The following is a 24,780-nucleotide window of genomic DNA, read 5'->3' as shown; positions in this document are numbered from 1 at the left end:
AAAATATTTTATTGATAAATTCTTTCAGCAAACAATTTGTATTGCCATTTTCTATAAGCCTTTCAAAACTTCCACTTCGCCAAATGCTTTCAGAAATTGTTTTTTTCCATATCCCGGAAATTCCAGTTCGATCATCATTTCGTCCTCAGAAATAATCTTCCCTTCCCCGTACTTCGGATGTCTGCCTTTTCGCTCTGGCTTCCATGTTTCTTTCTGTTCTTCTTCCTCCTGCTTTTTCTCCCTGATCAGCTCCCGCGTATCTTTCCGCAGTTTCTGCAGATTCGCTTTCCGCAACTCACTTCCCGGCTTTTCTTCCCAGTCGAGCAGCTCCTCCGGCAGCATCCGCAGATAATTGCTTGGTGTCTCATATGTCCCCGGGATCGTCGGATTTGTATAATAGGAAAGTTCCAGATTCTTCCTTGCACGGGTCAGTCCTACGAAGAACAGACGGCGCTCCTCTTCTTCCTGTTCTATGCTTTTGCAGCGAAGCGGGATCAGTCCCTGATTCATTCCGATGATGAATACATAATCAAATTCCAGACCTTTTGAGGCGTGCAGTGTCATAAGATGAACTGCGTCTTCTTCCTCCGTCTGTCGTTCTGTATCTGCCGCTTTTTCCATCGTATGTTCGCCTGAAACCGCATTCAGCTTCCCTTCTGCAACATGCTCCCGGATCATATGAGGTCTTTCCGGAACCGGATCCTCGTCCTCTTTCTGTTTTGCCGGAAGAACATAAGAAAGTTCTGCTCTTTCAAATACTTTTTCCAGAATCTCTGCCTGCTTCTGCACCCGGTAGAAAACCGCAATCTCCCGGTAAGGAAGTCCCTGCTCATGAAGCTCACGGATCCGCTCTGTCAGATACTCTGCCTCGATAAATGGATTATAATGATTCCTTACCAGAATCTTCTCCCCTCTTTCGCCACTTCCCTCAATCTTTCCTCCAAACTGAAGAAACCGATTCGCCGCTTCCAGGATCACTTCATCGGACCGGTAGTTAACCGGCAGAGTCAGTTCTTTTGCGCCAAATCTGTGCTTGATCAGGAAGAACATATTCGGTCCGGTTCCTCTCCAGCTGTAGATCACCTGATTCGGATCCCCCACCGCAAAAAAGTGGGTCTGTGTGCCTTTTAACGCCTCCAGAAATTTCAGCTGTTTTTCGTCACTGTCCTGTACCTCATCGACAATGATCCACTTAAGATCCAGCACCTCTTCCTGCTCTTTTGCCACCTGCGTTCCTTCTTCCAGAAGATCTGCAAAGGACATTTTATTCTGCTGTCTTTTTGCCTTCTCAAGAAGCGGAAAGACCTGAAACAGATCATCTTTGTATTTTCCCTGTGTTCTTCCTTTCCGATATACCGCGTAATCCTCTTCCATCCGCTTTTTCAGACGGTTCTGGTATTTGATCTTATAACCGCCTTCTTTTGCGATGGCAAGCACCATTTCCATTTCATCTTCCGGTGTGATAACGGTAAATTCCCGGTTCCATTCTTCCAATTTTGTTCCGTCTTCTGCCTTTTCCGGAAGAAATCTTCGCAGAATCCTTAAGGCAACACTGTGAAAGGTTCCAAATCCCCACAGTTCTTCTTCCGTAAGCTCTGCTTCTTTTCTGGATAGACGTTCTGCGATCTCATCTGCCGCCTTGTTGGTAAAGGTAAGCACTGCCATTTTCTCATACGAAACCTGCTTTTTCTCATGCAGATGCCGCACTTTCTCGATCAGCACTGTTGTCTTTCCGCTCCCTACATTTGCATTTACCAGACATGCCGGGCTTTCATCCAGCACCGCCTCCTGCTGGTAAGAATTTAAAGTTTTTATTTCTTCTATATTATTCATTTCCAAGCTGTTCATCATATCGCCTTTGCAAACGATCTCTCTTCTTCTGTCGTTCTTTTTTCTCCTGCTCATCCATTTTCGCTTCATACCGTACCCGGATCTGCATATCCGCCGGACAAATCACATGATACCGCAAGGTATTGGTCAGACTTTGGAGGTTATCCGGCTCCATCAGCCATTTTGCATAAAATTCATTTTCCATCGTCAGGATCAGCTTGTGTCCTTCTGTACTGACTTTTTTAATGGTCTTCAGGAACTGCCCGCCTGCTTCGCCATTTTTGACCACGGCATAACAGACCTTCTCCCACTCATCCGGCAGATTGAAGAAAGAAAATTCTTTCCGGATCACAGGCTGTGGCTCTTTGATATTTTTCTTCAGATAAACCGGTGGTTCGCTCTCTTCCAGAAGATTATCAAGTCCCCACAGAACCGTCTTCTTATCCAGATTGTAGTCACCTACGCATGCCGGACAGCCATCCTCACACGGACAGCCGCTGACCATTTTAATCGCACTTTCCAGAATTTCCGGGATCAGATCATAGATCTTCTCCGAATAACCAAGTCCGCCCTCATATTTGTCATAAATGAAGAGGGACACCTTTTCCTCCCGGAACTCATCCGGAATGGTCGCATTGTTGGACATGGTCACATCGATATCATCCCGTTCCGTCATCGTCACCATCATTACCGCATTCTTGATCGCATACTGCATTCCGTCAAAATGATTGTTCAGCACCAGCTCTCCCATCCGATTTGGCAAAAGAAGACTCCGGTAGACTCTGACAACATTCTCCGGCATCGTAAGCCAGGTGCTTTCCGTTCCATAATCCTTCTGAAGCGGCTGTGTCAGCGTCACATAGCCCAGATTCTGATGGTTATGGAACTGCAGTTTCTTGTACATGGCAATGGTTTCGTTTACATTGATGTCTCCAAAACGGATTTCCGTCCTTTGATACGCGTCCTCCTGAAATACATGCAGGATACGCGTCTCTTCCTGTCCTGCCGGTACCGTATAATAATCCCCTGTAAACGGAATGGCGTAAGCTGTCCGGCTGACCAGATCCATCTTCGTGATCTCATAGGATGCACCATCATGCATATATACAGCACCCGGATGAATCTCATGGTATGCCTGGGATTCGTCCATCTCCGTGATCTCATGTCCGTCCTCCTGCGCGAGCAGCTTGAACCTGGTCTTGTCCATATTACGCAGGCTGTAATCCCCTGCCGGAAATGCAGGTCCCGCCCAGGCAAATCTTCCGGCAAGGCTTTTTACTTCTCCGGCGCTTAAAAGTACCGGAATCATTTCTCCAAGATCCGGAAAAAGCGCAATATCATCCAGTGAAAGTGGCATCTCAGCAGCCGCTGCGCGCAGATGTGCAAGCTCGATCAGAAGATTGTCCGGATCCACGATCGCATTTTCACTTTCTCTTGAGAACAGCCATTCCGGATCGATGGCAATGTACTGATCAAACGGTTCATTTTCCAGGATCAGATAATTGACACAGGCACTGCCGCTTCGTCCGGCACGTCCACTCTGTTGCCAGAAGGACGCCCTTGTCCCCGGATAACCGACGATCACAGTTGCATCCAGCTTTCCGATGTCGATCCCAAGCTCCAGTGCATTCGTCGATACCAGCCCGGTCAGTTCTCCCTCCGTCATCTTCCGCTCAATCTCTTTTCGCTCCAGCGGGGTATAACCGCCACGGTATCCTGCGATCAGATCTGCCGGATTCTTGCCGCCCACCCGCGCCATTCCAAGAAATCCGGCAGCATCTAATTTATCCTTTGCTTCTTTTAGAATAACTTCTACATTTCTTCTGGATCGTCCAAAGGTGATAAAATGATGATCCTCTTCCACCAGCTCCGGTATCAGTCCGGCTGCTACGGTTGACGCCGCAATCCTTCCGTATACTTTGTCATTATTCCCCTTGATCTCCGGCGGCTGGATAATACAGTATTCCTTCTCCGGTGCCGGCGATCCATCCCGGTCAATCAGCGTAAATCCGCTTCCACAGATCTTTTCGGCAAGCTCTACCGGATTGGCGATCGTCGCGGAACTGCACAGAAAATGCGGATTCGAATGGTAATACCGGCAAATCCGGTGCATTCTCCGGAAAATATTTGCCAGATGTGCTCCGAAAGCACCGCGGTAAGAATGAAGCTCATCGATCACTACATATCGTAAATTTGCAAAAATCGCGTCAAACCCGTAATTGCTGTGATTCGGAAGGAATGCCGAGTTCAGCATCTCCGGATTGGTCAGGATAATATTTGCACTCTTGCGGATCCTTGTCCGCTCGGCAGGTTTGGTATCTCCATCGTACACGCCTGCTGAAACTCTTCCCTCTCCGAAAAATTTCAAAATCGACTGCATCGCGCGGTACTGGTCACTTGCCAGTGCCTTGGTCGGGTAAATAAAAATCGCACGTGTCAGCGAGTCTTCCAGAATTTCCTGCAATACCGGGAGCAAAAAGGCAAGCGTCTTTCCACTTGCTGTCGAAGTCGTAATAACCACATTTTCCCCGGCTCTGACCTTCTCAAACATCTCAACCTGATGTGCATAGAGTCTGGAAATATGGTTGCTTTCCAGATATCCCCGGATTTCTTCCCGGAACTCCTCCGGGTAGTCCCGGTACAACGGCTCCCTTTTCTTCATTTTTCTTGTATAAATAATCAGCTTTTTAATTTCTTCCGTCATGAATTCCTCCATAATTTAAAAAATGTGCACCTATGGCACGCAATACCTTTTATTTCACAGGAAGTTCCCGTAGAATAAAAACCAAACACATATTCGTATGTACAGTATAGCATGGCTTTCCCATTCCTTCCATAGATATTTAGTGTATAGATATATTCTATATCATTCATGCAAATTATCTATAAGAAATGTTGTCCATACAACATACATTTTATTAAAAGAATGTTAAATTTATATTTTGGATATGTAAATTTTATTCAGGGAGGAATACATACAATGAAAAAGAGATTTTTATCAATCGCTCTTACACTTGCTATGGTATCATCTATGGCAGTAGGATGCGGAAGCAGCAAGTCAGATTCTGCTGACAGCAAAAAAGAAGAGAGTGCAAAGACAGAAGCTTCTGCCGATACAGAAAGTAACCAGATCTTATTTAACGGATCTTCTACTTTAGCACCGGTTATCACTTCTATGGCTACTACTTTCTTTGATACTTATGGAACATGGGATGCATATGATTCATCTCTTCCAAAAGAAGATATCGCAATCTACGTTTCAGCAGGCGGATCCGGACAGGGAACCAAAGCCGTTATCGATGGAACTGCAACATTTGGTATGGTTGCAAGAAGCGTAAAGGATGAAGAAAAAGAAGCAATCAAAGATGAAAAAGAATACCAGGTTGGTATCGATGCTCTGACGATCGCAGTAAACCCGGCTAATCCAGTAAATGATGTTCTTGATAACCTTACAACGGAACAGATCGTAGGACTTTTCTCCGGCGAATATGCTACATGGAAAGATCTTGACTCATCTCTTCCTGACGAAGAAGTTGTTGTTATTACACGTGATATCAACGGTGGAGCTCACGAAGTATTCCAGAAGAATATCATGGGTGACACAGAAGTAAAAGCGGATGCGATCCAGGCTTCTTCTATGGGTGAACTTGTTCAGGATATCATTGATAACCAGTACGCAATCGGATATGCTTCATTTGGTGTTGCTAACCAGAATGAAGGAAAAGTAACTCCACTGAAAGTAAACGGTGTTGCTGCAACAAAAGAAAACATTCTTGATGGATCTTACATCATCCAGAGACCACTTCTTCTTGTAGGTTCTGGTGATCCGACAGATGTACAGCAGGCTTTCCTTGATTACGTTCTTGGTGATGAAGGACAGAAAACTGTAGAAGATATGGGATTCATTCCTATGAAATAATCTTCCGATATTGAAGGGGTGTGCAAAGACACACCCCTTTTTCTTGCTATATGTCGCTGGTTAATCCCAGGGATCAATTTTGATTTGTATCCGGACAGCGTTGTCTGTCCTGCATCATACCTAGAAAGGATTTACTATGTTTAAGAAACTTTCAGATAAATTCAGCAAAGGAATCATTTATCTGGCTGCCTTTCTCGTAACGGCACTGATGGCAGTCATGATGATCCATATTGTGAAGGAAAGTATTCCTGCCATTTCACAGCTTGGAATCAAAATGTTCCTGCCTACCACTGAATGGCGCCCTGTCAGTCAGAAACCGCAGTACGGACTTTTACCTGCGATTGCCGGTACCCTTTATGTCTCAGCGATCGCAGTTGTCCTCGCACTCATCTTCGGCGTTGCCTGTGCCTGCTTTCTGGACTATTACCTTCCGAAAAAGGTGGCATCCTTATTCCTTGCGTTCATCGATCTGGTTGCAGGAATCCCGTCCGTCATCTTCGGATTTATCGGACTTACGGTTCTTGTAAAAGCCTTTGCCACCCACCTCCATATGGCAGCCGGTCAATGTATCCTGGCAGCCGGGATCGTGCTGGGGATCATGCTATTACCATTCGTTATTTCCACCTGTCATGAATCTTTACAGACTGCACGAAAGACTTACGAGTTCAGTGCGATCACCCTTGGATTCTCCCGAGAATTTACCCTGCTGCATTTTATTCTTCCGGCAATCCGGCCGGGAATCATTGCAGGTGCAATGATGGCATTCGGCCGCGCACTTGGCGAGACAATGGCCGTCATGATGGTAATCGGTAATTCCCCGATTTATCCCAAACTCCTTGGACGTGGTCAGACACTTCCTGCCCTCACCGCACTGGAAATGGGAAGTATTGAATACGGAAGCCTTCACCTCTCCGTACTTTACGTTGCAAATGCTGTGCTGCTTGTGATTCTTTTCATCGTACTCGGTATCAGCTATCTTCTGAAAAGGAGGCTTGCCACCCATGAGAACTAAACTGCAGAAATTTTTCACACGCCTGATTCTCAGTATACTCGGACTTTGCGTGATCGTTGTTACACTCTTCCTTTTCCTTTATGTCTTCTGGAAAGGGAAAAAAGTATTTAGCCTGTCCTTCCTTCTGGACAAGCCTGCCGGTGTTCCACTTGGAACTGCAGGCGGTATCTATCCTGCACTGATGGGTTCCATTTACCTTGGCGCACTTTCTGCACTGATCGGCGGTATCCTTGGTATCGGCGCTGCCATTTATCTTGTATTTTACAGCACCGGAAAACGATTTTCCGTCCTTGTAAATATGGCGATCACCGGGCTTTCCGGAATCCCTTCGATCCTGTTCGGGCTGGTTGGATATACGCTTCTGATCTACCGTTTTGGACTTAACCGCAGCCTTCTTTGTTCGGCACTGTGTGTTGCAGCAATGATCATTCCTTTTGTTGCAATCCGAGCAGAAAAGATTCTGGAAGAGAAGGGGCGTGAATATATGAAGAACTCCCTAAGTCTCGGACTTTCCCGTGAGTATGCCCTCCGGAAACTGATCCTTCCGGTCTGCTCTGTAGAGCTTCTCGGAACCGTTGCGCTTGGAATGGCATACGGCATGGGTGCCGTTGCACCGATTTTATACACCGGAGCTGTCATGCAGGCAGATGTTCCGCATTCTCTCTCCGATCCGTTCATGTCACTTCCATATCACCTGTATATCCTTGTGAACAACGGATTTTCTCTAGATTATGCTTATGGAACCGCATTTGTACTGATGCTCTTCCTGCTTATCATCCAGTTAATATGTAAATTTATCACCTATCTACGAAAGGACAACTGATATGCTGAATATAGAAAATCTAAAATGTGGATTTGGAAAACACGAAATTCTTCACGGAATCAGCCTGACGATCCCGAAAGGACAGATTACAGCCATCGTTGGTCAGTCCGGCTGCGGAAAAACAACTTTTCTGAAAACCCTGAACCGGATGGTAGAAGAAGAAGGCGGCTATCTCTCAGGAACAATTACTTTAGAAGGAACCGACATCAAATCTCTTCCGAAAGAAAAACTCAGAAGGCGTGTTGGCATGGTTTTCCAACAGCCGATCGCTTTCCCGCACAGTATCGAAAAGAATCTGTCTTATGTACTGAAATACCACGGTGTCCGTAATAAGAAAGAGATTGCTGAAAAAATTACAGAGTCTCTGCAGAAAGCAAAACTCTACGATGAGGTCAAAGATCAACTGAAAAAATCCGCCCTCAAATTATCCGGCGGTCAGAAGCAGCGTCTTGCTATCGCACGAAGCCTCTGTGCCGGTCCGGAGATCCTGCTCCTTGACGAGCCGTGCTCCGCACTGGATATGAAGAATACAATTGCAATCGAAGAAACGCTTTTGGAGTTGAAAGACCAGTATACTTTCGTCATCGTCACACATAATCTGGCTCAGGCAAAGCGAATTGCCGATCAGGTGATCTTCATGGATCATGGAGAAGTACTGGAAGTGACGGGAAAAGAGAAATTCTTTGAAAATCCGGCCTCGGAACCGGCGAAAGAGCAGATACAGTATATGTAATAAAAAACGAGCAAATGTCTTTTCACATGACATTTACTCGTTTTTTTATTTATTCCACAAAGGATTTCTGTCAGTCTGATTTTTATTTCAGCATCTCTCTGAGCAGTTCATTAACCATACCCGGATTTGCTTTTCCTTTCATTGCCTTCATGATCTGTCCAACCAGTGCGCCAAGTGCTTTTTCTTTTCCACCCTTGAAATCTTCCACTGCCTTTGGATTCTTTGCAATCACTTCTTCCGCAAGTGTGCGGAGTGCACCTTCATCGTTGACGGTCTTCAGTCCGTGATCCTCTACATATTTTTCCGGATCCACATCCTCTGCAAATACCTTTTCAAATACCTCTTTTGCTACAGAACTGTTGATAGTTCCCGCGTCTGCAAGTTCGATCAGTTTTGCAAGGTTCTCCGGTGAAAATTTAATATCTGCCGGCTCCTGTCCGTTTTCATTTAACAGACGCATGGTTTCTACCATCAGCCAGTTGGACACCTTTTTCGGCTTGTTGCAGATTGCACAGGTCGCCTCAAAGAGATCTGCCATCTTCTTCGTTCCGGTAATGAGCTCCGCATCATAACGTGGAATATCATAATCTTTCTCATAACGTGCAAGTTTTTCATTTCTCAGCTCCGGCTGTTGGTCTTTGATCTTCTGGATCCATTCATCACTGATCACGATCGGCACCAGATCCGGTTCCGGGAAATAGCGATAGTCCTGCGCATCCTCTTTGGAACGCATCGCATAAGAATATTCTTTATTATCATCCCATCTTCTGGTTTCCTGAATGACTTTCTTTCCTTCTTCAATGAGTTCGATCTGTCTCTGTCTCTCTCCCTCGATCGCATGTGTAATCGCTTTAAAGGAGTTCAGGTTCTTCATCTCAGTACGTGTTCCAAACTCAGAAGCACCTACTTCACGAACCGAAAGATTGACGTCTGCTCGCATGGATCCTTCCTGAAGCTTACAGTCCGATGCTCCCAGATACTGGCAGATCATACGCAATTTTTCCAGATAAGCAATGACTTCATCTGCCGAACGCATATCCGGCTCCGATACAATCTCGATCAGCGGAACCCCACTTCGGTTATAATCGACTAAAGAGCAGTCCTCCCACTCATCATGGATCAGCTTTCCGGCATCCTCTTCCATATGCATCTCATGGATCCGGACTTTTTTCTTCTGCTCTCCGACTTCAATCTCTACATAGCCGTCTCTCGCAATTGGCAGATAGAGCTGTGAAATCTGATAGTTCTGCGGGTTATCCGGATAGAAATAATTCTTACGGTCGAATTTGCACACCTGTGTGATCTTACAGTTTGTCGCAAGTCCTACTGCCATCGCATATTCTACTACTTTTTTATTTAATACCGGAAGGGAGCCCGGCATACCGGTACATACCGGGCAGGTATGTGTATTCGGTGCGCCCCCGAATGCGGTACTGCATCCACAGAAAATTTTTGTCTTTGTTGCAAGTTCTACGTGAACCTCCAGACCGATTACGGTTTCATACTGCTTTGACATCTATGCTTCCTCCTTTCCGGCTGTTTCTGTTTTGTCATACATAGATACCCATTTTTTCTCTGTCAGGCACTCATAGGTATAAGCTGTCTGAAAAAGCTTCTTCTCCTGGAAGCAGTCTCCGATGAGCTGCATTCCAACCGGAAGTCCTTTCGCATCCCGTCCAACCGGAATGCTGATCCCCGGAAGTCCTGCCAGGTTGACGGAAATCGTATAAATGTCGCCCAGATACATTTTGATCGGATCACTTAAGGAAGCTCCAAGCTTCGGTGCTGTCGTCGGTGCTGCCGGCGCCAGGATCATATCATATTTTGCAAATGCACTGTCAAATGCCTTTTTAATCAGTGCTTTTGTACGGAGTGCTTTCAGATAATAAGCATCATAATATCCGGAACTGAGTACGAAAGACCCCAGCATGATACGGCGCTTTACTTCCGGTCCGAAGCCCTCGGAGCGGGTCTTTTTGTACATCTGGTGAAGCTCTTCATAATCCTTTGTGCGGTATCCGTATTTCACACCGTCAAATCGGGACAGGTTGGAGCTTGCCTCTGCTGATGCGATGACATAATAAGCCGGAATCGCATATTTTACAAGTCCAAGATCAAATTCTTCAATCTCAGCTCCTGCATTTTTCAGAACCTCTGCGGCTTCCAGAATCGGTTTTTTCACTTCTTCGTCCAGACCTTCTCCAAAATAATCTTTTGGAATACCGATCTTCATCCCTTTTACATCGTTTACCAACGCACTTGTAAAATCCGTGTCCTGGCGTTCTACCGAAGTGCTGTCTTTTACATCATGGGATGCGATGGCCTCAAGAACCGTCGCACAGTCGGTTACGTCCCTTGCAACCGGTCCGATCTGGTCAAGAGATGATCCGTAAGCGATCAGTCCATAACGGGATACCGTTCCGTAGGTTGGCTTGATTCCAACGATTCCGCAGTAAGAACTTGGCTGACGGATCGATCCGCCGGTGTCAGATCCAAGAGCATATGGTACTTCCAGAGCCGCAACTGCCGCACAGGAGCCACCGGAAGATCCACCCGGTACATGCTCCAGATTCCACGGATTCTTTGTCTCTCCATAATAAGAAGTCTCAGTCGTGCTTCCCATCGCGAATTCATCCATATTAGTCTTTCCGATCACAACTGAACCTGCTTTTTCCAGATTCAGAACTGCTTCTGCTGAAAATGTCGGTACAAAATTACTCAGAATTTTTGAACTGCAGGTGGTCGTCACACCTTCCGTACACATGTTATCCTTGATTGCAACCGGTACTCCTGCAAGCGGTCCGGTCAGTGTTCCGTCATCGATCAGCTTCTGCACTTCTTCCGCTCTTTTTAAGGCAGCTTCTTTTTGAAGTGATACAAAACTGTTGACTTCTTTTTCTACTTTATCAATCTGTGCGAAGCAGGCTTCCACTGCTTCTTTTACTGTAACTTCTTTTGCCTGAATCTTTTTTCCAAGTTCAACGGCAGTAAGACTTTTCAAATCCATCTTTCGATTTCCTCCTATGCGAATGTTCTAGGTACTTTGTAGCTCTGTTCTTTCTGCTGCGGCGCATTTGCCAGCATTGCTTCGTGATTGTCTCCATTTGTCACTACATCCTCACGGAATACATTATTTACCGGAAATACATGTGACATCGGTTCAATTCCTTCTGTATCCAGTTCATTCAGGGTATCAATATAATCAAGCATGGTTTCCATATCTTTCTTTGCCTGCTCTTTTTCTTCGTCAGAAAGCTCCAGCTTTGCCAGGATTCCAACGTATTCGATTGTTTCATCCGAAATCTTATTTGCCATTGTACTCGTCCTTTCTAATAATAATTATCGTAAAAGCTTTCGTACTCCTCCGATTCAATCCACTCACTCGGTGTAAGTTCTACTGTAAGTCCTTCCAGATCAACTTCTGTTCCATCGATCAGGACAATATTTTTCAGCTCCTGTGGAAATCCCGACTCTTCATTACCGATCAGCATTCCCATATAGTTTTCGTATCCGGCGCTTACTGTCACGTCATAATCAAAAATTCCAAAACCTTCCACACATTTCACATCATAGACACCTGCAGGTACGTCTTTTCCTACTGTAAATTTATCCGATACGGTTTTCGATTCTGTAAGCGGATTTGCAATTGCTGTCAGATTCATCTGTGCATTCTCTGCTGTCATGTGAAGCTCCAGTGTATCCTCTACTATCACATAACATCCCGGAAATACTTCAAAGTCACTGACTTCTTCTTCCGCATTATCGTAGTCATCACCAAAATTGTACTGCACCCAGATATTATTTTTGCTGTCTGTCAGCTCTACCTGACCACTTCCACTTTTGCAGGTCAGTGTATAGATTCCCTGCGGAAGATGTACACCGCCTTTATAAATTCCGGCTGTCAGGTCTGCTTCATAAAGTTCTCCTTCTTCCGGCATCACTTCCTGCAAATCACTGTATGGATCTTCCTCGGTGTAGCTGTCACTGTCATCATAAGTATAGTCATCAAAATAATGCTGAACTTCATCGCTGATCGTTCCGCCAAGCTCACCTGCAAATGCTGCAATGATCACAAAACCGATCAGAAACTTTCCAAGCTTCCTTTTCTTTTTTACCGGTCTGCTGCTTTGTTTCATTGAAGATGATGTATAACTGTAACTCTGGTTTCCTGTCTGGCTATAGCTTGTGCCTGTGGTATTGTAGCTCGCATTTGCTGCAGAATATCCATTCCCCGCCGGATTTACTTTTCCTGCTGCCGCATTCTTTGACGCCTTTTTTGCAGCTGCTTTCTTTGCATTTTTATCTGCATTCTTCGCCTTACGCACATTTTCCCGAGTCATGGTCTTTCCTTCATACGGCTTTTCCGCTTCCGTATGTATATGTGTCAGCGATTCTTCATGACCGGAATTTCCAAGTGTCACATACTGATCGTCATTCTTTGAATTGTCAAGCCCACACTCTGTGCAGATATTTCCGTTTAATTTTCCTCCACATAAGAAACATCTTCGTCTCATTTTGACCTCCCCCGCTGCCTCTTGTCAGCTTCCTTTTTTACCTGCCAGCCATGGAGCTTCGTCTCTACGGAGTAAGTCTGCTTAAATCTCTCGGGAAGAGGGTTGTCTCACGGACGTTATCTTCACCAAGAAGCTGCATTGTCAGACGTTCCATTCCGATTCCAAGACCTCCATGTGGCGGCATACCATGTTTGAATGTATCCAGATAGGTCTCCAGTCCTTCTTCCGTCATTCCCCGCTTTGCAAGCTTTTCCATCAGCATGTCGTAGTCATGGATTCTCTGTCCTCCGGTCGTGATCTCAAGTCCACGGAACAAAAGGTCAAAGCTGAGTGTGAATTTCTCATCCTGTGGATCGTCCATTGCATAGAACGGACGCTTCTTTGACGGATAGTAGGTTACAAATACAAAATCAGAATCCCATTCCTCTTTTGCGTACTGTCCGATCAGATGCTCTTCCTCGGGTTCCAGATCAAATGGATTGCGGATCTTACGTCCGTACTTTTCTGAAACCTTCTGCTTTGCCTCATCAAAACGGATTGCCGGAATTTTAGAGACATCCGGAAGTGTCACGTCCAGGATTTTAAGTTCCTTCGCATAATCCTTTTTCAGAAGCTCCATCGTATACTGAAGGAAGCCCGTTTCCATCGCCATGATATCTTCAAAGCTGTCGATATAACCCATTTCAAAATCCAGACTGGTATATTCGTTCAGATGACGCTTGGTGTTGTGTTTTTCTGCTCTGAATACCGGTCCTGTCTCAAATACTCTGTCAAAAACACCAACCATCATCTGTTTGTACAGCTGTGGACTCTGTTCCAGCACTGCCGGACGATGGAAATAATCCAGTCGGAAGAGGTTAGATCCTCCTTCTGCTCCTTTTGCTCCGATCTTCGGGGTATGAATTTCTGTAAAACCTTCTTTATACAGGAACTCTCTGAATCCTCTTACGATTCCTTCCTGAATTTTAAATTTCGCTCTTTCCCTTACGTTCCGAAGAGAAATGGAACGATAGTTCAGCTTCGCTTCCAGGGAAGTGTTCAGTTTCCACTTTGAAACAGCAAGTGGAAGGCTGTCTTTTGGCATACTGAGTACTTTTATCTCACTCAGACGGATTTCAATTCCGTTCGGTGCCTTCTCTGATTCGGTCAGTTTTCCTGTTACTTCTACTGTAGCGGCTTCTCTTAAATCTTTCAAGTTAAATTTTATAACGCCTTCTTCGTATACACACTGGACCAGACCTTCCCGTTTTCTCAGAATCACGAAAGCGACTGTTCCCATGTCACGAATTGTATGAACGGCTCCATTTACCTTCACTTCTTCTCCAAGTCTTCCCTCTTCCAGTAATTCACTAAGTTCCAGCGTTTCTTTTTCTTTTACACCTGTCATAAATTCCATGTCACAATCCTCCTAAAATATGTTTTGCTTTTGTCAACTTCGTATTCCGGATTGTTTTTTGATGTACATGGCAATAAAAAAGCCCCGGAATACTTTTTCGTATTCCGGGACGGATAATCTGATGATCCGCGGTACCACCCGCATTGAATCCTTTGGGATTCCTCTCTTACATACGTAACGTGCATGAACCGTATTACCCTACTAAAGCACCTGTGCTTTCCATTCAGATAATCTGCTCCAGAGTGTTCCCTTCGCCTCATTCCTCAAACAGCGCTCTCAGTCGGTGACGCCGTATTCCTGTCAAGTTCCAGAAGCAAGAGTCTCTTTCATCGCTTTGCTTTACTAAATTATTTTTAGATACTAGCACACGTTCTTTACTTTTTCAAGTATTTTCTTCTATTTTTTAATTTTTTCTCGTTAATTGTCAGCTTTTTTGCTTTAAAATCATCAATTCACTTTGTTTCTTTTTGTTTTTTGATTATTTCGTATGTTTATCCACGTATTTATTCTCTGTTTTGGAATAAACAATTTTCTGTTCCTTATATAAGCTGTAATATCCGGAAAGCAGATAGCTTACCGCAACCACAATACAGTAAAACGGCATCCCGTTAAATCCAAACAACTCTGCTGCAATCAAAAGAGATGTGATCGGACTGTTTGTAACTGCACAAAAGACACCAACCATTCCACATGCCGCACAGATATCTGTCGGTGCTGCAAGGATCGTAGACATAAAAGAACCAAGTGTCGCCCCGATAAACAGTGACGGTACGATCTCCCCACCCTTGAATCCGGCGCAGAGCGTCAGTGCCGTAAACAGCATTTTCAGAAGGAACATCTGTGGTCCTGCCGTCTCTTTAAAGCTTGCCTGGATCACACCTGTTCCAAGCCCCAGATAGGCATCCGTTCTGAGTGCAAAATACAAAATGATCACTCCTGCTGCCCCTGCAACCACACGCACATACGGATTCGGAAACCATTTCTTCAGATAATGTTCCCCATTATGCAGCACAATACAAAACAGTGCTCCGGCAAGCGCACACGCAATTGCCAGAATGATCGCTTTGATCGAATCCACACTGTAAAAATTCGGAACCGATTCTACCAAATACGGCGGAGTAACGGTCCTCACTTTCAGAAGCAGCGCAATCCCCTGTGCGGCAAATGCAGAAAATACACATGGCACCAGCGCGGCATAATACATCACACCAACACTGATCACTTCCATTGGAAATACAACCGCCGCCATCGGTGTCCCGAAAAGTGCTGAAAATGCGGCACTCATACTTGCCAGAATGATGATCTTCTTGTCACTCTCATTCAAATGCAGATATTTCGCACATACATTTCCTACACTTGCTCCAAACTGAAGCGCTGCACCCTCTCGTCCGGAAGATCCTCCAAACAGATGTGTGATCGCTGTCGATATCAGGATCAGTGGTGTCACCCATCCCGGAACCTCTTCCTCATCCGACCGGACTACTATCAGAACCAGGTTCGTTCCGGAGTTCTTCTCCTGCCCGGTAATTTTGTACATCCAGACGATCAAAAGACCTCCTAACGGTAGCCCAAGAATGATCATCGGATTTGCCTGTCTAAACGAAGTCACCCATACAATCGCATAGGAAAATCCGCTGGCGATCAGTCCGATGAAACTTCCGATCACCCCGGACAAAACGATCCATTTGAACAATGAACCATACAGATTTTTCCATGCTTCTCTCATTTCTTTTAATTTTTCATTCATCCTTTGTTCCTCGTACTCTTATTTTCTTAAAAAAAGAATGTACCTTGGCACATTCTCGCACCGAGTGCGTTGCTGAGCGCCAGTGGCGCTCGTTAAGCAACGACCGAAGCGGAGCGTAGACCGCTTGCGACATCCTTCATCTTCGCGCGAGTGCACATCTCCGGCACACGGTGCCTTTTATTTAACAGGAAATTCCTTCAGAATTTTCTGTTAAATAAAAAATGCTGTATACACATCCTTATTCCACTTTTTATTATAGAAAATTTTTCTTTTTTTGACAATTCCAACTGACAAAGATTATTTCTCTTTTTCTAACTGCATATGATAATCCCGGATCATATCTGCAAGCGTAACTGTCTTCAGGCTGTCCGACAGGCGCAATCAATAAAAATAATATCCGGACGAAAGCCAAATGAGATTTTCTTATAATCCTCAACAGACATTTCCTTCTCGCTGTCGATTGAAATTTTTATACGAAACTGGTATTCTATAAGAAAAGAAAATCGATCATTTTCATGATCGAAGGAGGTTAAGATATGTCTGAAATTTTAGCTTTCTCAGAATCTGCCGATTCTGATCCAAAGCTTTCTACAGAACCAGTTTCCGAATCCGGAGACATCCATACAGCCACTGATGTACCACCCAAAGAAGCTCCAGCTCCGGAACCAGATTCCCCTGAAGCAGAAACCATTTCATCTGAGGGAAAAAAGAATACTTACACGGATTTTTCATCGGAAGATTTCAAATCTTCTGACGATTCCGAAAAAGATCCGTTTACCGGAGAAAAGAAAAGTTTCCACCACCACATTTTCCATACAGCAAAAGAACTGAACTATCTGCGTGAAAAATATATCCTGGAAAAAATTCCGGATGACCAGCTTCTTGAGTATCTGAAGCTTGAAGAAAAGCGTCATGAGCTCCAGGTGCAGGAACGCAACATCCGCGAAAAACGGATTATGAATGCCTTTATGCTGACAGTGATCCTTGCTGCAATTGTAGCTGTAGTATACAGTCTGCATGAGAATCCGACGGTACTCATCAGTATCCTGTATATTGGTGGAATCCTTGCAGGCATCCATGTCTGGAATAAGAAAAAATAAATATTATAACATGCACATAAGAACCTCTGCCGGACAAGATGTCAAGCAGAGGTTCTTCTCTTCTGTCTTACAACAGATTCCTTTTTTATACATTCTGGATAAAGTTCTTGATTTCTTCTCTGGTCGGCATAACCCGAAGTGCCCCTTTTCTTGTTGTGATCAGGGATGCTGCCGCATTTGCAAATGTGAGAAGCTCTTTTAAATTTTCTTCGGTCAGCTCTTCCATTCCATGCTCCAGAATATAATTCAGGGAATTGGCACAGAACGTATCTCCGGCGCCGGTTGTCTCGATCGTATGCTCCTGGACAAAGCCCGGAACTTCTACCCGGAGATCTTTATAATATGCACGGCTTCCGTCTTTTCCGAGGGTAATGAGTACCAGCGGAATCTGATATTTTTCACGGATCAGTCTTGCTCCCTCATCATAATCCGTAGTTCCGAACAAAAATTCCACTTCATTATCTGAAATTTTCAGGATGTCACATTTGGAAAGTCCGTATTCGATCTCGGCTTTCGCCTCATCCAGTGATTTCCAGAGTGGCGGGCGGAGGTTCGGGTCAAAACTTACGATACATCCTGCTTCTTTTGCCACATCAATCGCATATCTGGTTGCTTCTCGCACGCCTTCATGGGTAGAGGAAAGTGTTCCGAAATGGAAAATCTTTGCCCCGCGGATCAGATCTTCGTCCACTTCTTCTTTTTTCAGCATCATATCTGCTCCCGGATTCCGGTAGAAAGAGAAATCTCTGTCACCGTCCGGATAAGTATGTACGAACGCAAGTGTGGTATGTACTTCTTCATCCATTACCAGATTCCGTGTATCAATTCCAACTTCTTCGACTGCAGTTTTCAGCTGTTCTCCGAACATATCTTTTCCGACTTTTCCGATAAATGCGGTCTTTTTCCCAAGCTTTTCAAGCATGGCGAGTACGTTGCATGGTGCGCCTCCCGGATTGGCTTCCAGAAGCGGATTGCCCTGTTCACTTGTTCCATTTTCTGTAAAATCAATTAGCAGTTCGCCTAAGGCGGTTACGTCATAGATCTTTTCCATATTCGATTCCTCTCTTTATAATCCTCTTGGATGCAAAGTTATAGGCTGTGAAGACGAATTACACAAAAGAACTGTTTCAAATTCAGTTGTGCAAACCATTCCGATAAACCTCTTAGGACGAAAATCGTGTTCAGCAGAGGCTTCCACGATTTTTGAGTTTCATCTCCATTGCACAAAATTAGAATTTGAAACAGTTCTTTTGCGCAATTCGTCCATCAAGGTTATCGATAATAATCTTCGATCCCATACTCTTATAAGCAAATTATACCTTGTCCCTCCAATACATGCAATAAAATTATGTAATCGATATCGTGTTTTTTCAGTTTTCTTTCACTTAAATCAGGTTCAATTTTTTCAGAACGTTGTAGATGGTTCCTTCTTTGAATGGGTCGCTTAAGTTTCCGATTCTGAGGAGTTCGTGGTAGCCTTTGCTTCCGCCCTGGCTGCAGAGGGCGTAGTAATCTTTCCATGCGCCTTCCAGGTCTTCCTGCATTTTTCCGTAGTATTCGAGGGCTCCTACACGGGATACGGCGTAATCAATATAATAGAACGGGCACATGAATAGGTGCTGTTTCTGCATCCAGAATCCGCCCTGTCCCAGGAATTCATTGCCATCATAATCTCTCCATGGGAGATAGATTTTTTCCAGTTCGTGCCATACTTTTCTTCTTTCCATTGCATCGGTCAGATTTTCAGCGTATACACGGTGCTGGAATTCATCTACGCATGCCATGTATGGCATTGCTTCCAGCGAATCCCACAGGTATGCTTTTTTCTGTTTTTCTGCATTTTCTCCGAAGAACAGATGCATCCACGGCAGTGTGAAATATTCCATCGCCATTGAATGGATCTCATTGATCTCTGCGGTACTGTATGTCTGCGATAATACCGGAATATTGCGTGACGCTGTGTATGCTTCAAAGGCATGTCCTGCTTCGTGGGTAAGGACATTGACATCTGCATTGGTTCCATTAAAGTTTGCAAAAATGAACGGTGCCTTATATTCTTCCATAAAGTCACAGTAGCCACCCTGCTGTTTTCCCTGCCTTCCTTCCAGATCAAACAGACAGTATTCCATCATAAAATCAAAGAATTCTCCTGTCTCTTTGGAAAGTTCATGATACATGGTTCTCGCCTTTTCCAGAAGTTCTTCTTCCGTTCCTTCCGGAACTGCATTTCCATCCGGATAGGTAAGACTTTCGTCATAATATTTTAATTCTTCGATACCGAGTCTTTCTTTCTGTTCCTCATAAAGTTTCTGACAAAGCGGTACGATATGCTCCCTGATCTGCTTACGGAATATTGCTACATCTTCCGGCGTGTATTCAAATCTTTCCATCTTCTGATACATCATCTCGGCATATCCATTAAATCCAAGGTTCTTTGCCATCTGCTGACGGATTCCGATCAGTTCCGTATAAAGGGAATCCAGTTCATCCGAAATCGCTTTATACAACTCTGCCCACTTTTCAAATGCTTCTTTACGGATGCTTCTGTCGGTATCCTCCATCATCTTTAACAGACCATAGAATCCAAGCTGTTCTCCGTGAAAATCTGTAACCGGTGCCGCTGCAACCTGGAAATACTTCTGAACCAGCTTGTTCTCCTGGATCTGCAGATCGGCATTACACGGATCGGTAAGCCGGACTTTGTTCTCTGCCTGTCTGGAATAAACTTCTCCAAACTCTTTTTCAAGCTCTGTTCTGTAAGAAGACTTCAGATAACTCTCATAGAACTTTTTCATTTCGACATCAATCTGCGGCTCGATCTCGAAAATATATTCCATCTCTTTTCGATAGAATTCATCATTGGTATCCTGGCTGTTGCGGATACTTGCCATGACGCGTGTCGTATTAAAGTGGCTGTTTGCATTCAGGATTGCGACAAATGCCTGATGCGCGCCTTCAAAATCTGCAGCCTCGTTAAAGTTCTTTGTTTCTTTCTGGATGGTCCGGATATACGCTTCCCCATCTGGACGTACATATTTCATCTCTGAAAATTTTTCCATCATCTTTTCCTTCTTTCCAATCTTTTTCCTCTGCCTGTCAGAATCATATTCTTTTCCCCAAAAGCAGCTCTATCCCGATTTTATCACAACTCATCCTGTGATTCCATCACCTTTTCGTACAATGTTACGAAAGAATAAAAATCTCTTCTGACACAGCCGGATTCTTCAATCCACATCTGCATCAAAAGAGATTCTTATCTTCAGACATACAAAAATCGGAGTGACAGGATTTGAACCTGCGACCTCTACGTCCCGAACGTAGCGCTCTACCAAACTGAGCCACACTCCGATAATAAATATATTGGATATTCCAAACGGAATATCCAACTTAAATTCTTATTCAATTAAAAACTACGGATAGAGGACTCGAACCTCTACTAACAGAGTCAGAGTCTGCTGTGCTGCCATTACACCAATCCGCATCAATCATCTGTTAATCTCTGTCCATCGAAATGAACAAAACATTATAAATTTTCAGAAAACCAAATCGGAGTGACAGGATTTGAACCTGCGACCTCTACGTCCCGAACGTAGCGCTCTACCAAACTGAGCCACACTCCGATAACCGTACCGGACAACTAACTGTCCGGCTGAGTCCTTATTCAATTAAGGAACTACGGATAGAGGACTCGAACCTCTACTAACAGAGTCAGAGTCTGCTGTGCTGCCATTACACCAATCCGCATCATCTGTTTGTTCGCTCTGGTTCTCAACAGCGAACAAACTTATTATAGCAAATCTTTACGAAAATGCAAGCATTTTTTTACATTTTTTTAAAGAAAGTCATTTCAAGTACTTCTTCTTCTTTTTTCTGACATTTTTCTAGCAAAATTCTTTTATCATCTGATCATACTCCAGCCAGTCATAGCCCTGTCTCTTATACAGCTTCCAGGCTCTTTCATTCTCCTTTTCCACTTCCAGACGGAATCTTGTCACACCCTCTTCTTTGTGCTCTTCCATATATCTGAAATACTCACTTCCAAGTCCTTTGGAACGATACTCTTCTAATATATAGAGTTCTTCCAGCCAGTACACCATCCCGCCTGCTTCCTGCGAAAAGGTCTTGGCGATCAGTCCATAGCCTGCGATCTTGCCTTCCCATTCCAGGATAAACAGTTCCGCATAGGTATCACTTTTCAGACATTCTTCAAATGTCTTTTCCAGATAAGAATCCGGAACCGGATGATCCACTGCTGGCATCCGGTAAAAATCATGCGCCATTTTTATGTAGATTTCTTTGTCTTCTGCTTTTATTTTTCTGATCATTTTCCAGTTCTCCTTTTATTATCCTCACGAAAAGAGGTCACTCCCTGTTTGCTTAGAAAGTGATCCCTTTTCCCATTCTTATACTCTGCATAATATCATGCACCGCTTTTATTTTCAATACCTCCTGCCCGGAGGCTGGGTTTTCCGGAAATCTTATGAAAATCGTACAAATGGATTCTCATATCTGGCAATATTTCCCAGCTTCTCCTCAATCCTCAAAAGCTGATTATACTTCGCGATCCGTTCTGATCTGCACGGTGCTCCGGTTTTGATCTGTCCCGTGTTAAATGCCACCGCAAGGTCTGCAATAAACGGATCCTCTGTCTCTCCTGACCGGTGGGATACAATTGCCTGATAACCAGCCTTCTGCGCCATCTGGATCGCATCGATGGCTTCCGTCAGAGTCCCGATCTGATTCACCTTGATCAGAATTGCATTGGCGATTTCCTTTAAAATGCCGGCGTTCAGCCGTTTCACATTCGTCACAAACAAGTCATCCCCGACAAGCTGCATATCCAGTCCCAGTCTCGTCGTCAGAAGCTCCCAACCTTCCCAGTCTTCTTCATCAAGCGGATCTTCAATGGAAATAATTGGAAATTCTCCTGCAAGCTCCTCATAGTAATCAATCATCTCTTCCGTCGATCGCGCCACACGATGTCCGTGCATCTTCGCCTCTCCCGGAAATACATACTCTTTTCTCTCTTTATCATACAGCTCACTCGCCGCAGCATCCAGTGCGATCACAATCTGCTCTTTCGGTTTATAACCTGCCTTTTCAATCGCACGCATGATCATGTGTAGTGCTTCTTTCGCATCCGGCAGATTGGGTGCAAATCCACCTTCATCCCCGACTGCGGTCGGATAATCGTACTTTTCCAGAATTGCCCGAAGCATCTTATAGATCTCGGCGCACATCTGAAGTCCTTCTTCAAAGCAGACTGCTCCGACCGGCATGATCATAAATTCCTGGAGATCAATGGAATTATCCGCATGCCGTCCCCCATTTAGGATATTCATCATCGGAACCGGCATCTGCTTTGCATTTACACCGCCAAGATACTGATACAACGGAATCTCCAGCGCATCTGCTGCTGCCCTTGCTGCTGCAAGAGACACTCCAAGCATTGCATTTGCTCCCAGATTGATCTTATTGTCTGTCCCGTCAAGCTCCAGAAGCATCCGGTCGAGCTTCGCCTGCTCCAGCACGTTCATTCCCAGAATTTCCCGGATGATCCGGTCATTCACATGCTCCACGGCGCGTCTGACACCAAGTCCCTGATAGCGGTGTTTTCCGTCTCTTAACTCAATTGCTTCATATTTTCCTGTCGATGCCCCGGAAGGAACCATCGCCCTTCCTGTAAAATGACTCCCTGCAAGTACCTCTACTTCTACAGTCGGGTTTCCGCGTGAGTCCAGAATTTCCCGCGCAATAATATCTGTAACCGGTATATATTGTTCCATAATCCATCCTCCTTTTTTGTCTTTTAGTATGTCCTTTCGGGCACTGAATCATGCACGAAAATCCCCGTATTTTCGTATCATCGTATACATTGCGAAAATGCTCTAAAACGGTTGACTTCATACATTTTCGGCGTTACAATACCAACGGAAATCGGGTGATATTTTTTCAGTATTTCATCCGTTTTCTAAAACTTTATGAATCAATCGGGGAATATAAAATGAGAGAAAAAATCGAAAATTTTATTGCAATGAGCGGAGCAACTCTGCTGATCGCAGTAGGAACTTATTTTTTTAAGTTTCCAAACAACTTCACATTTGGCGGAATCACCGGTCTTGCCGTACTGATTGCCAAAACCGGACTTATTTCTGCTGCCGACTTTTCATTCGTTGCCAACATGTCACTTCTGATTCTTGGCGCAGTGATCCTCGGTAAAAAATTCGTTGCAAAGACAGCCTACTGCAGTGTCCTGCTTTCTGTTGCGCTTTCTTTATTTGAACGAATCTTTCCAATGAACCAGCCATTTACCAATCAGCCTATGCTTGAGGTAATGTTTGCGATTGCACTCCCAGCACTCGGTTCTGCAATCCTCTTCAATATCGGATCTTCCAGTGGCGGTACAGATATTATTGCCATGATCCTGAAGAAATTTACAAGTGTTGACATCGGACGTGCACTGGTTTGCTCCGACATTGCGATCACCGTTGCAGGTTTCTTTATCTTCGACGTAAAAACAGGACTTTATTCCTGTTTCGGACTGATCATCCGTTCCTTCCTTGTAGACAGCTTTATTGAAAGTCTGAACCTTTCCAAATATTTCAACGTTGTCTGCAGTAATCCGGAACCGATCTGCGATTATATCGTCCACTCACTCGGTCGAGGCGCCACAATCTGTGAAGCACACGGAGCCTTTACCGGTGAACAGAAATACATTATTTTTACAGCGCTGAACCGTCAGCAGGCAATCAAACTCCGTAACTTTATCAAGGAAAATGATCCTTCTTCCTTTATTCTGATTTCCAACACCAGCGAGATTATCGGAAAAGGATTCCATAGCATTTAAAAGATTGTTATTTTTAAGACATTTTCCGTACTCTGTATGCTATGCACCTTACCCCAGATATGCTATAATAATATAAGCAACCAGAATAAAGAGGAGTAATCATATGGAGACACAACTTAAACTGATTCCGGCTTCTGAGCATCCGACTGCACTGGAATCACAGTGGCTAAATGCGATTAGTCCGGCTGATTTTATCAATAATAATAAGAACTTTGATGTTCTGATGATGAAGTATCGCTGTGCGATCCGCGAGATCCAGACAAAGCTTGAAGTCCTGGATGATGAGTTTTCTGCAGTAAACAAACGCAATCCAATCTCATCTATCAAATCCCGTGTAAAAAGTCCTGCCAGCATCTATGAAAAGCTGCGCAGACGTGATCTGCCATTTACAGAGGATAGTATCGTCAAGAATTTGGACGATGTCGCCGGAATCCGGGTGATCTGCCCGTTTATCAGTGACATTTATACAATTGCCAACCTGCTCACTTCACAGGATGACATTACTGTTCTTAAGATCAAAGACTACATAAAAGCACCAAAGTCAAACGGTTATCGAAGCTATCATATGATCGTTGAGATTCCGGTTTTCTTTACAGAGGGAAAATTTCCAATGCGCGCCGAAATCCAGATCCGCACGATCGGAATGGATTTCTGGGCAAGTGTAGATCATCAGCTTCGTTACAAAAAAACAATCGGTGCTGACAAAGATATCGAGGCTATCGAAGCCGAACTTTTGAAATGTGCACAAACTGTAAGCGAGACTGACTGCCACATGGAAGAGATCAAAGACATGATCGGCGACTTTGAAAAAATCTAACCGGAGAAAATTAAATATTCAAAAAGAGGAAGGTGTTCCATT

General features: G+C 44.4%; 19 protein-coding genes and 4 tRNA genes. 7 read left to right on the top strand and 16 right to left on the bottom strand.

What is annotated here, in order from left to right; all coding sequences use genetic code 11:
- Positions 1 to 51 precede the first annotated feature (51 nt).
- Positions 52 to 1,905: an ATP-dependent helicase gene (locus PG418_RS05445; RefSeq protein ID WP_498837178.1), complete on the bottom strand. Its 1,854-nt coding sequence runs from the start codon at positions 1,903 to 1,905 to the stop codon at positions 52 to 54.
- Positions 1,826 to 4,534 carry a DEAD/DEAH box helicase gene (locus PG418_RS05440; protein ID WP_498837177.1) on the bottom strand — a complete coding sequence of 903 codons (2,709 nt, stop codon included), beginning with the start codon at positions 4,532 to 4,534 and terminating at the stop codon, positions 1,826 to 1,828. The genes PG418_RS05445 and PG418_RS05440 overlap by 80 nt, the downstream gene beginning before the upstream one ends.
- Positions 4,535 to 4,810: 276 nt before the next feature.
- On the opposite strand from PG418_RS05440, the gene PG418_RS05435 reads away from it, so the two are divergent.
- From PG418_RS05435 to PG418_RS05420, 4 genes are all read left to right on the top strand, one after another.
- On the top strand, positions 4,811 to 5,749 hold the full coding sequence (locus PG418_RS05435; RefSeq protein WP_055156061.1) for a phosphate ABC transporter substrate-binding protein: 939 nt from the start codon (positions 4,811 to 4,813) through the stop codon (positions 5,747 to 5,749).
- Between the two features lie 136 nt (positions 5,750 to 5,885).
- Positions 5,886 to 6,761, top strand: coding sequence for a phosphate ABC transporter permease subunit PstC (pstC, locus tag PG418_RS05430; protein WP_008373142.1), 876 nt, complete (start codon positions 5,886 to 5,888; stop codon positions 6,759 to 6,761).
- Positions 6,751 to 7,584 (top strand): PstA family ABC transporter permease, encoded by an 834-nt coding sequence (locus tag PG418_RS05425; protein WP_008373141.1) that lies wholly within the window; start codon positions 6,751 to 6,753, stop codon positions 7,582 to 7,584. The genes pstC and PG418_RS05425 overlap by 11 nt, the downstream gene beginning before the upstream one ends.
- 1 nt (position 7,585) lies before the next feature.
- Positions 7,586 to 8,317 (top strand): phosphate ABC transporter ATP-binding protein, encoded by a 732-nt coding sequence (locus PG418_RS05420; protein ID WP_498837176.1) that lies wholly within the window; start codon positions 7,586 to 7,588, stop codon positions 8,315 to 8,317.
- An 82-nt stretch (positions 8,318 to 8,399) separates the two neighbouring features.
- On the opposite strand, the gene gatB is transcribed toward PG418_RS05420, so the two are convergent.
- The 6 genes from gatB to PG418_RS05390 all read right to left on the bottom strand — a co-directional run bounded on the left by gatB (position 8,400) and on the right by PG418_RS05390 (position 15,974).
- Positions 8,400 to 9,833, bottom strand: a complete 1,434-nt coding sequence (gatB, locus tag PG418_RS05415; protein WP_117557128.1) for an Asp-tRNA(Asn)/Glu-tRNA(Gln) amidotransferase subunit GatB — start codon at positions 9,831 to 9,833, stop codon at positions 8,400 to 8,402.
- Positions 9,834 to 11,324, bottom strand: a complete 1,491-nt coding sequence (gene gatA / locus PG418_RS05410) for an Asp-tRNA(Asn)/Glu-tRNA(Gln) amidotransferase subunit GatA (protein WP_498837175.1) — start codon at positions 11,322 to 11,324, stop codon at positions 9,834 to 9,836.
- Between the two features lie 14 nt (positions 11,325 to 11,338).
- Entirely contained in the window at positions 11,339 to 11,632 is a 294-nt protein-coding gene (gatC, locus tag PG418_RS05405; protein WP_008373126.1) for an Asp-tRNA(Asn)/Glu-tRNA(Gln) amidotransferase subunit GatC, read from the bottom strand.
- A gap of 14 nt (positions 11,633 to 11,646) precedes the next feature.
- On the bottom strand, positions 11,647 to 12,831 hold the full coding sequence (locus PG418_RS05400) for a hypothetical protein (RefSeq protein WP_498837174.1): 1,185 nt from the start codon (positions 12,829 to 12,831) through the stop codon (positions 11,647 to 11,649).
- Positions 12,832 to 12,895: 64 nt separating this feature from the next.
- Positions 12,896 to 14,227 carry an aspartate--tRNA(Asn) ligase gene (aspS, locus tag PG418_RS05395; RefSeq protein ID WP_195502261.1) on the bottom strand — a complete coding sequence of 444 codons (1,332 nt, stop codon included), beginning with the start codon at positions 14,225 to 14,227 and terminating at the stop codon, positions 12,896 to 12,898.
- 478 nt (positions 14,228 to 14,705) lie between these two features.
- Positions 14,706 to 15,974: a chloride channel protein gene (locus PG418_RS05390; protein WP_498837173.1), complete on the bottom strand. Its 1,269-nt coding sequence runs from the start codon at positions 15,972 to 15,974 to the stop codon at positions 14,706 to 14,708.
- Positions 15,975 to 16,510: 536 nt separating this feature from the next.
- Between PG418_RS05390 and PG418_RS05385 the strand changes: the two genes are divergently transcribed.
- Positions 16,511 to 17,074, top strand: coding sequence for a hypothetical protein (locus PG418_RS05385; RefSeq protein ID WP_195367950.1), 564 nt, complete (start codon positions 16,511 to 16,513; stop codon positions 17,072 to 17,074).
- A gap of 85 nt (positions 17,075 to 17,159) precedes the next feature.
- Here the strand turns inward: PG418_RS05385 and PG418_RS05380 are convergent, their stop codons facing one another.
- The 8 genes from PG418_RS05380 to eno form a co-directional block, all read right to left on the bottom strand.
- Positions 17,160 to 18,125 (bottom strand): carbohydrate kinase family protein, encoded by a 966-nt coding sequence (locus PG418_RS05380; protein ID WP_173686873.1) that lies wholly within the window; start codon positions 18,123 to 18,125, stop codon positions 17,160 to 17,162.
- Between the two features lie 334 nt (positions 18,126 to 18,459).
- Entirely contained in the window at positions 18,460 to 20,136 is a 1,677-nt protein-coding gene (locus tag PG418_RS05375; protein WP_175306203.1) for a M3 family oligoendopeptidase, read from the bottom strand.
- Between the two features lie 212 nt (positions 20,137 to 20,348).
- Positions 20,349 to 20,422, bottom strand: a tRNA-Pro gene (locus PG418_RS05370).
- Positions 20,423 to 20,484: 62 nt separating this feature from the next.
- Positions 20,485 to 20,555: transfer RNA gene (locus tag PG418_RS05365), tRNA-Gln, on the bottom strand.
- Between the two features lie 65 nt (positions 20,556 to 20,620).
- A tRNA-Pro gene (locus PG418_RS05360) sits at positions 20,621 to 20,694 on the bottom strand.
- A 53-nt stretch (positions 20,695 to 20,747) separates the two neighbouring features.
- Positions 20,748 to 20,818, bottom strand: a tRNA-Gln gene (locus PG418_RS05355).
- Between the two features lie 137 nt (positions 20,819 to 20,955).
- Positions 20,956 to 21,399, bottom strand: coding sequence for a GNAT family N-acetyltransferase (locus tag PG418_RS05350; protein ID WP_055156049.1), 444 nt, complete (start codon positions 21,397 to 21,399; stop codon positions 20,956 to 20,958).
- A 153-nt stretch (positions 21,400 to 21,552) separates the two neighbouring features.
- Positions 21,553 to 22,860, bottom strand: coding sequence for a phosphopyruvate hydratase (gene eno, locus PG418_RS05345; protein WP_055156048.1), 1,308 nt, complete (start codon positions 22,858 to 22,860; stop codon positions 21,553 to 21,555).
- A 218-nt stretch (positions 22,861 to 23,078) separates the two neighbouring features.
- Here eno and PG418_RS05340 point away from each other — a divergent pair, with 218 nt between their 5' ends.
- Both PG418_RS05340 and PG418_RS05335 read left to right on the top strand, forming a co-directional pair.
- Positions 23,079 to 23,921 (top strand): YitT family protein, encoded by an 843-nt coding sequence (locus PG418_RS05340; RefSeq protein WP_173692571.1) that lies wholly within the window; start codon positions 23,079 to 23,081, stop codon positions 23,919 to 23,921.
- A gap of 103 nt (positions 23,922 to 24,024) precedes the next feature.
- Positions 24,025 to 24,738, top strand: coding sequence for a GTP pyrophosphokinase (locus PG418_RS05335; protein WP_242854826.1), 714 nt, complete (start codon positions 24,025 to 24,027; stop codon positions 24,736 to 24,738).
- Positions 24,739 to 24,780: the final 42 nt, after the last annotated feature.

The sequence above is a fragment of the Bariatricus sp. TF06-38A genome (assembly GCF_027690675.1).
GTDB classification, from domain to species: Bacteria; Bacillota; Clostridia; order Lachnospirales; family Lachnospiraceae; genus Allocoprococcus; species Allocoprococcus comes.
Note: the sequence above shows the minus strand (reverse complement) of the source record. Positions and strands in the feature narration are given on the sequence as shown.

Excerpts from the sequence above, each read along its gene's own strand:
- PG418_RS05425 (WP_008373141.1), top strand. The coding sequence starts at position 6,751 with ATGAGAACTAAACTGCAGAAATTTTTCACACGCCTGATTCTCAGTATA.
- PG418_RS05385 (WP_195367950.1), top strand. The coding sequence starts at position 16,511 with ATGTCTGAAATTTTAGCTTTCTCAGAATCTGCCGATTCTGATCCAAAG.
- PG418_RS05445 (WP_498837178.1), bottom strand. The coding sequence starts at position 1,905 with ATGAGCAGGAGAAAAAAGAACGACAGAAGAAGAGAGATCGTTTGCAAA.
- PG418_RS05435 (WP_055156061.1), top strand. The coding sequence starts at position 4,811 with ATGAAAAAGAGATTTTTATCAATCGCTCTTACACTTGCTATGGTATCA.
- PG418_RS05400 (WP_498837174.1), bottom strand. The coding sequence starts at position 12,831 with ATGAGACGAAGATGTTTCTTATGTGGAGGAAAATTAAACGGAAATATC.
- gatC (WP_008373126.1), bottom strand. The coding sequence starts at position 11,632 with ATGGCAAATAAGATTTCGGATGAAACAATCGAATACGTTGGAATCCTG.
- PG418_RS05335 (WP_242854826.1), top strand. The coding sequence starts at position 24,025 with ATGGAGACACAACTTAAACTGATTCCGGCTTCTGAGCATCCGACTGCA.
- PG418_RS05380 (WP_173686873.1), bottom strand. The coding sequence starts at position 18,125 with ATGGAAAAGATCTATGACGTAACCGCCTTAGGCGAACTGCTAATTGAT.
- PG418_RS05350 (WP_055156049.1), bottom strand. The coding sequence starts at position 21,399 with ATGATCAGAAAAATAAAAGCAGAAGACAAAGAAATCTACATAAAAATG.
- PG418_RS05375 (WP_175306203.1), bottom strand. The coding sequence starts at position 20,136 with ATGATGGAAAAATTTTCAGAGATGAAATATGTACGTCCAGATGGGGAA.
- PG418_RS05420 (WP_498837176.1), top strand. The coding sequence starts at position 7,586 with ATGCTGAATATAGAAAATCTAAAATGTGGATTTGGAAAACACGAAATT.
- PG418_RS05340 (WP_173692571.1), top strand. The coding sequence starts at position 23,079 with ATGAGAGAAAAAATCGAAAATTTTATTGCAATGAGCGGAGCAACTCTG.
- gatA (WP_498837175.1), bottom strand. The coding sequence starts at position 11,324 with ATGGATTTGAAAAGTCTTACTGCCGTTGAACTTGGAAAAAAGATTCAG.
- PG418_RS05390 (WP_498837173.1), bottom strand. The coding sequence starts at position 15,974 with ATGAATGAAAAATTAAAAGAAATGAGAGAAGCATGGAAAAATCTGTAT.
- pstC (WP_008373142.1), top strand. The coding sequence starts at position 5,886 with ATGTTTAAGAAACTTTCAGATAAATTCAGCAAAGGAATCATTTATCTG.
- gatB (WP_117557128.1), bottom strand. The coding sequence starts at position 9,833 with ATGTCAAAGCAGTATGAAACCGTAATCGGTCTGGAGGTTCACGTAGAA.
- PG418_RS05440 (WP_498837177.1), bottom strand. The coding sequence starts at position 4,534 with ATGACGGAAGAAATTAAAAAGCTGATTATTTATACAAGAAAAATGAAG.
- aspS (WP_195502261.1), bottom strand. The coding sequence starts at position 14,227 with ATGGAATTTATGACAGGTGTAAAAGAAAAAGAAACGCTGGAACTTAGT.
- eno (WP_055156048.1), bottom strand. The coding sequence starts at position 22,860 with ATGGAACAATATATACCGGTTACAGATATTATTGCGCGGGAAATTCTG.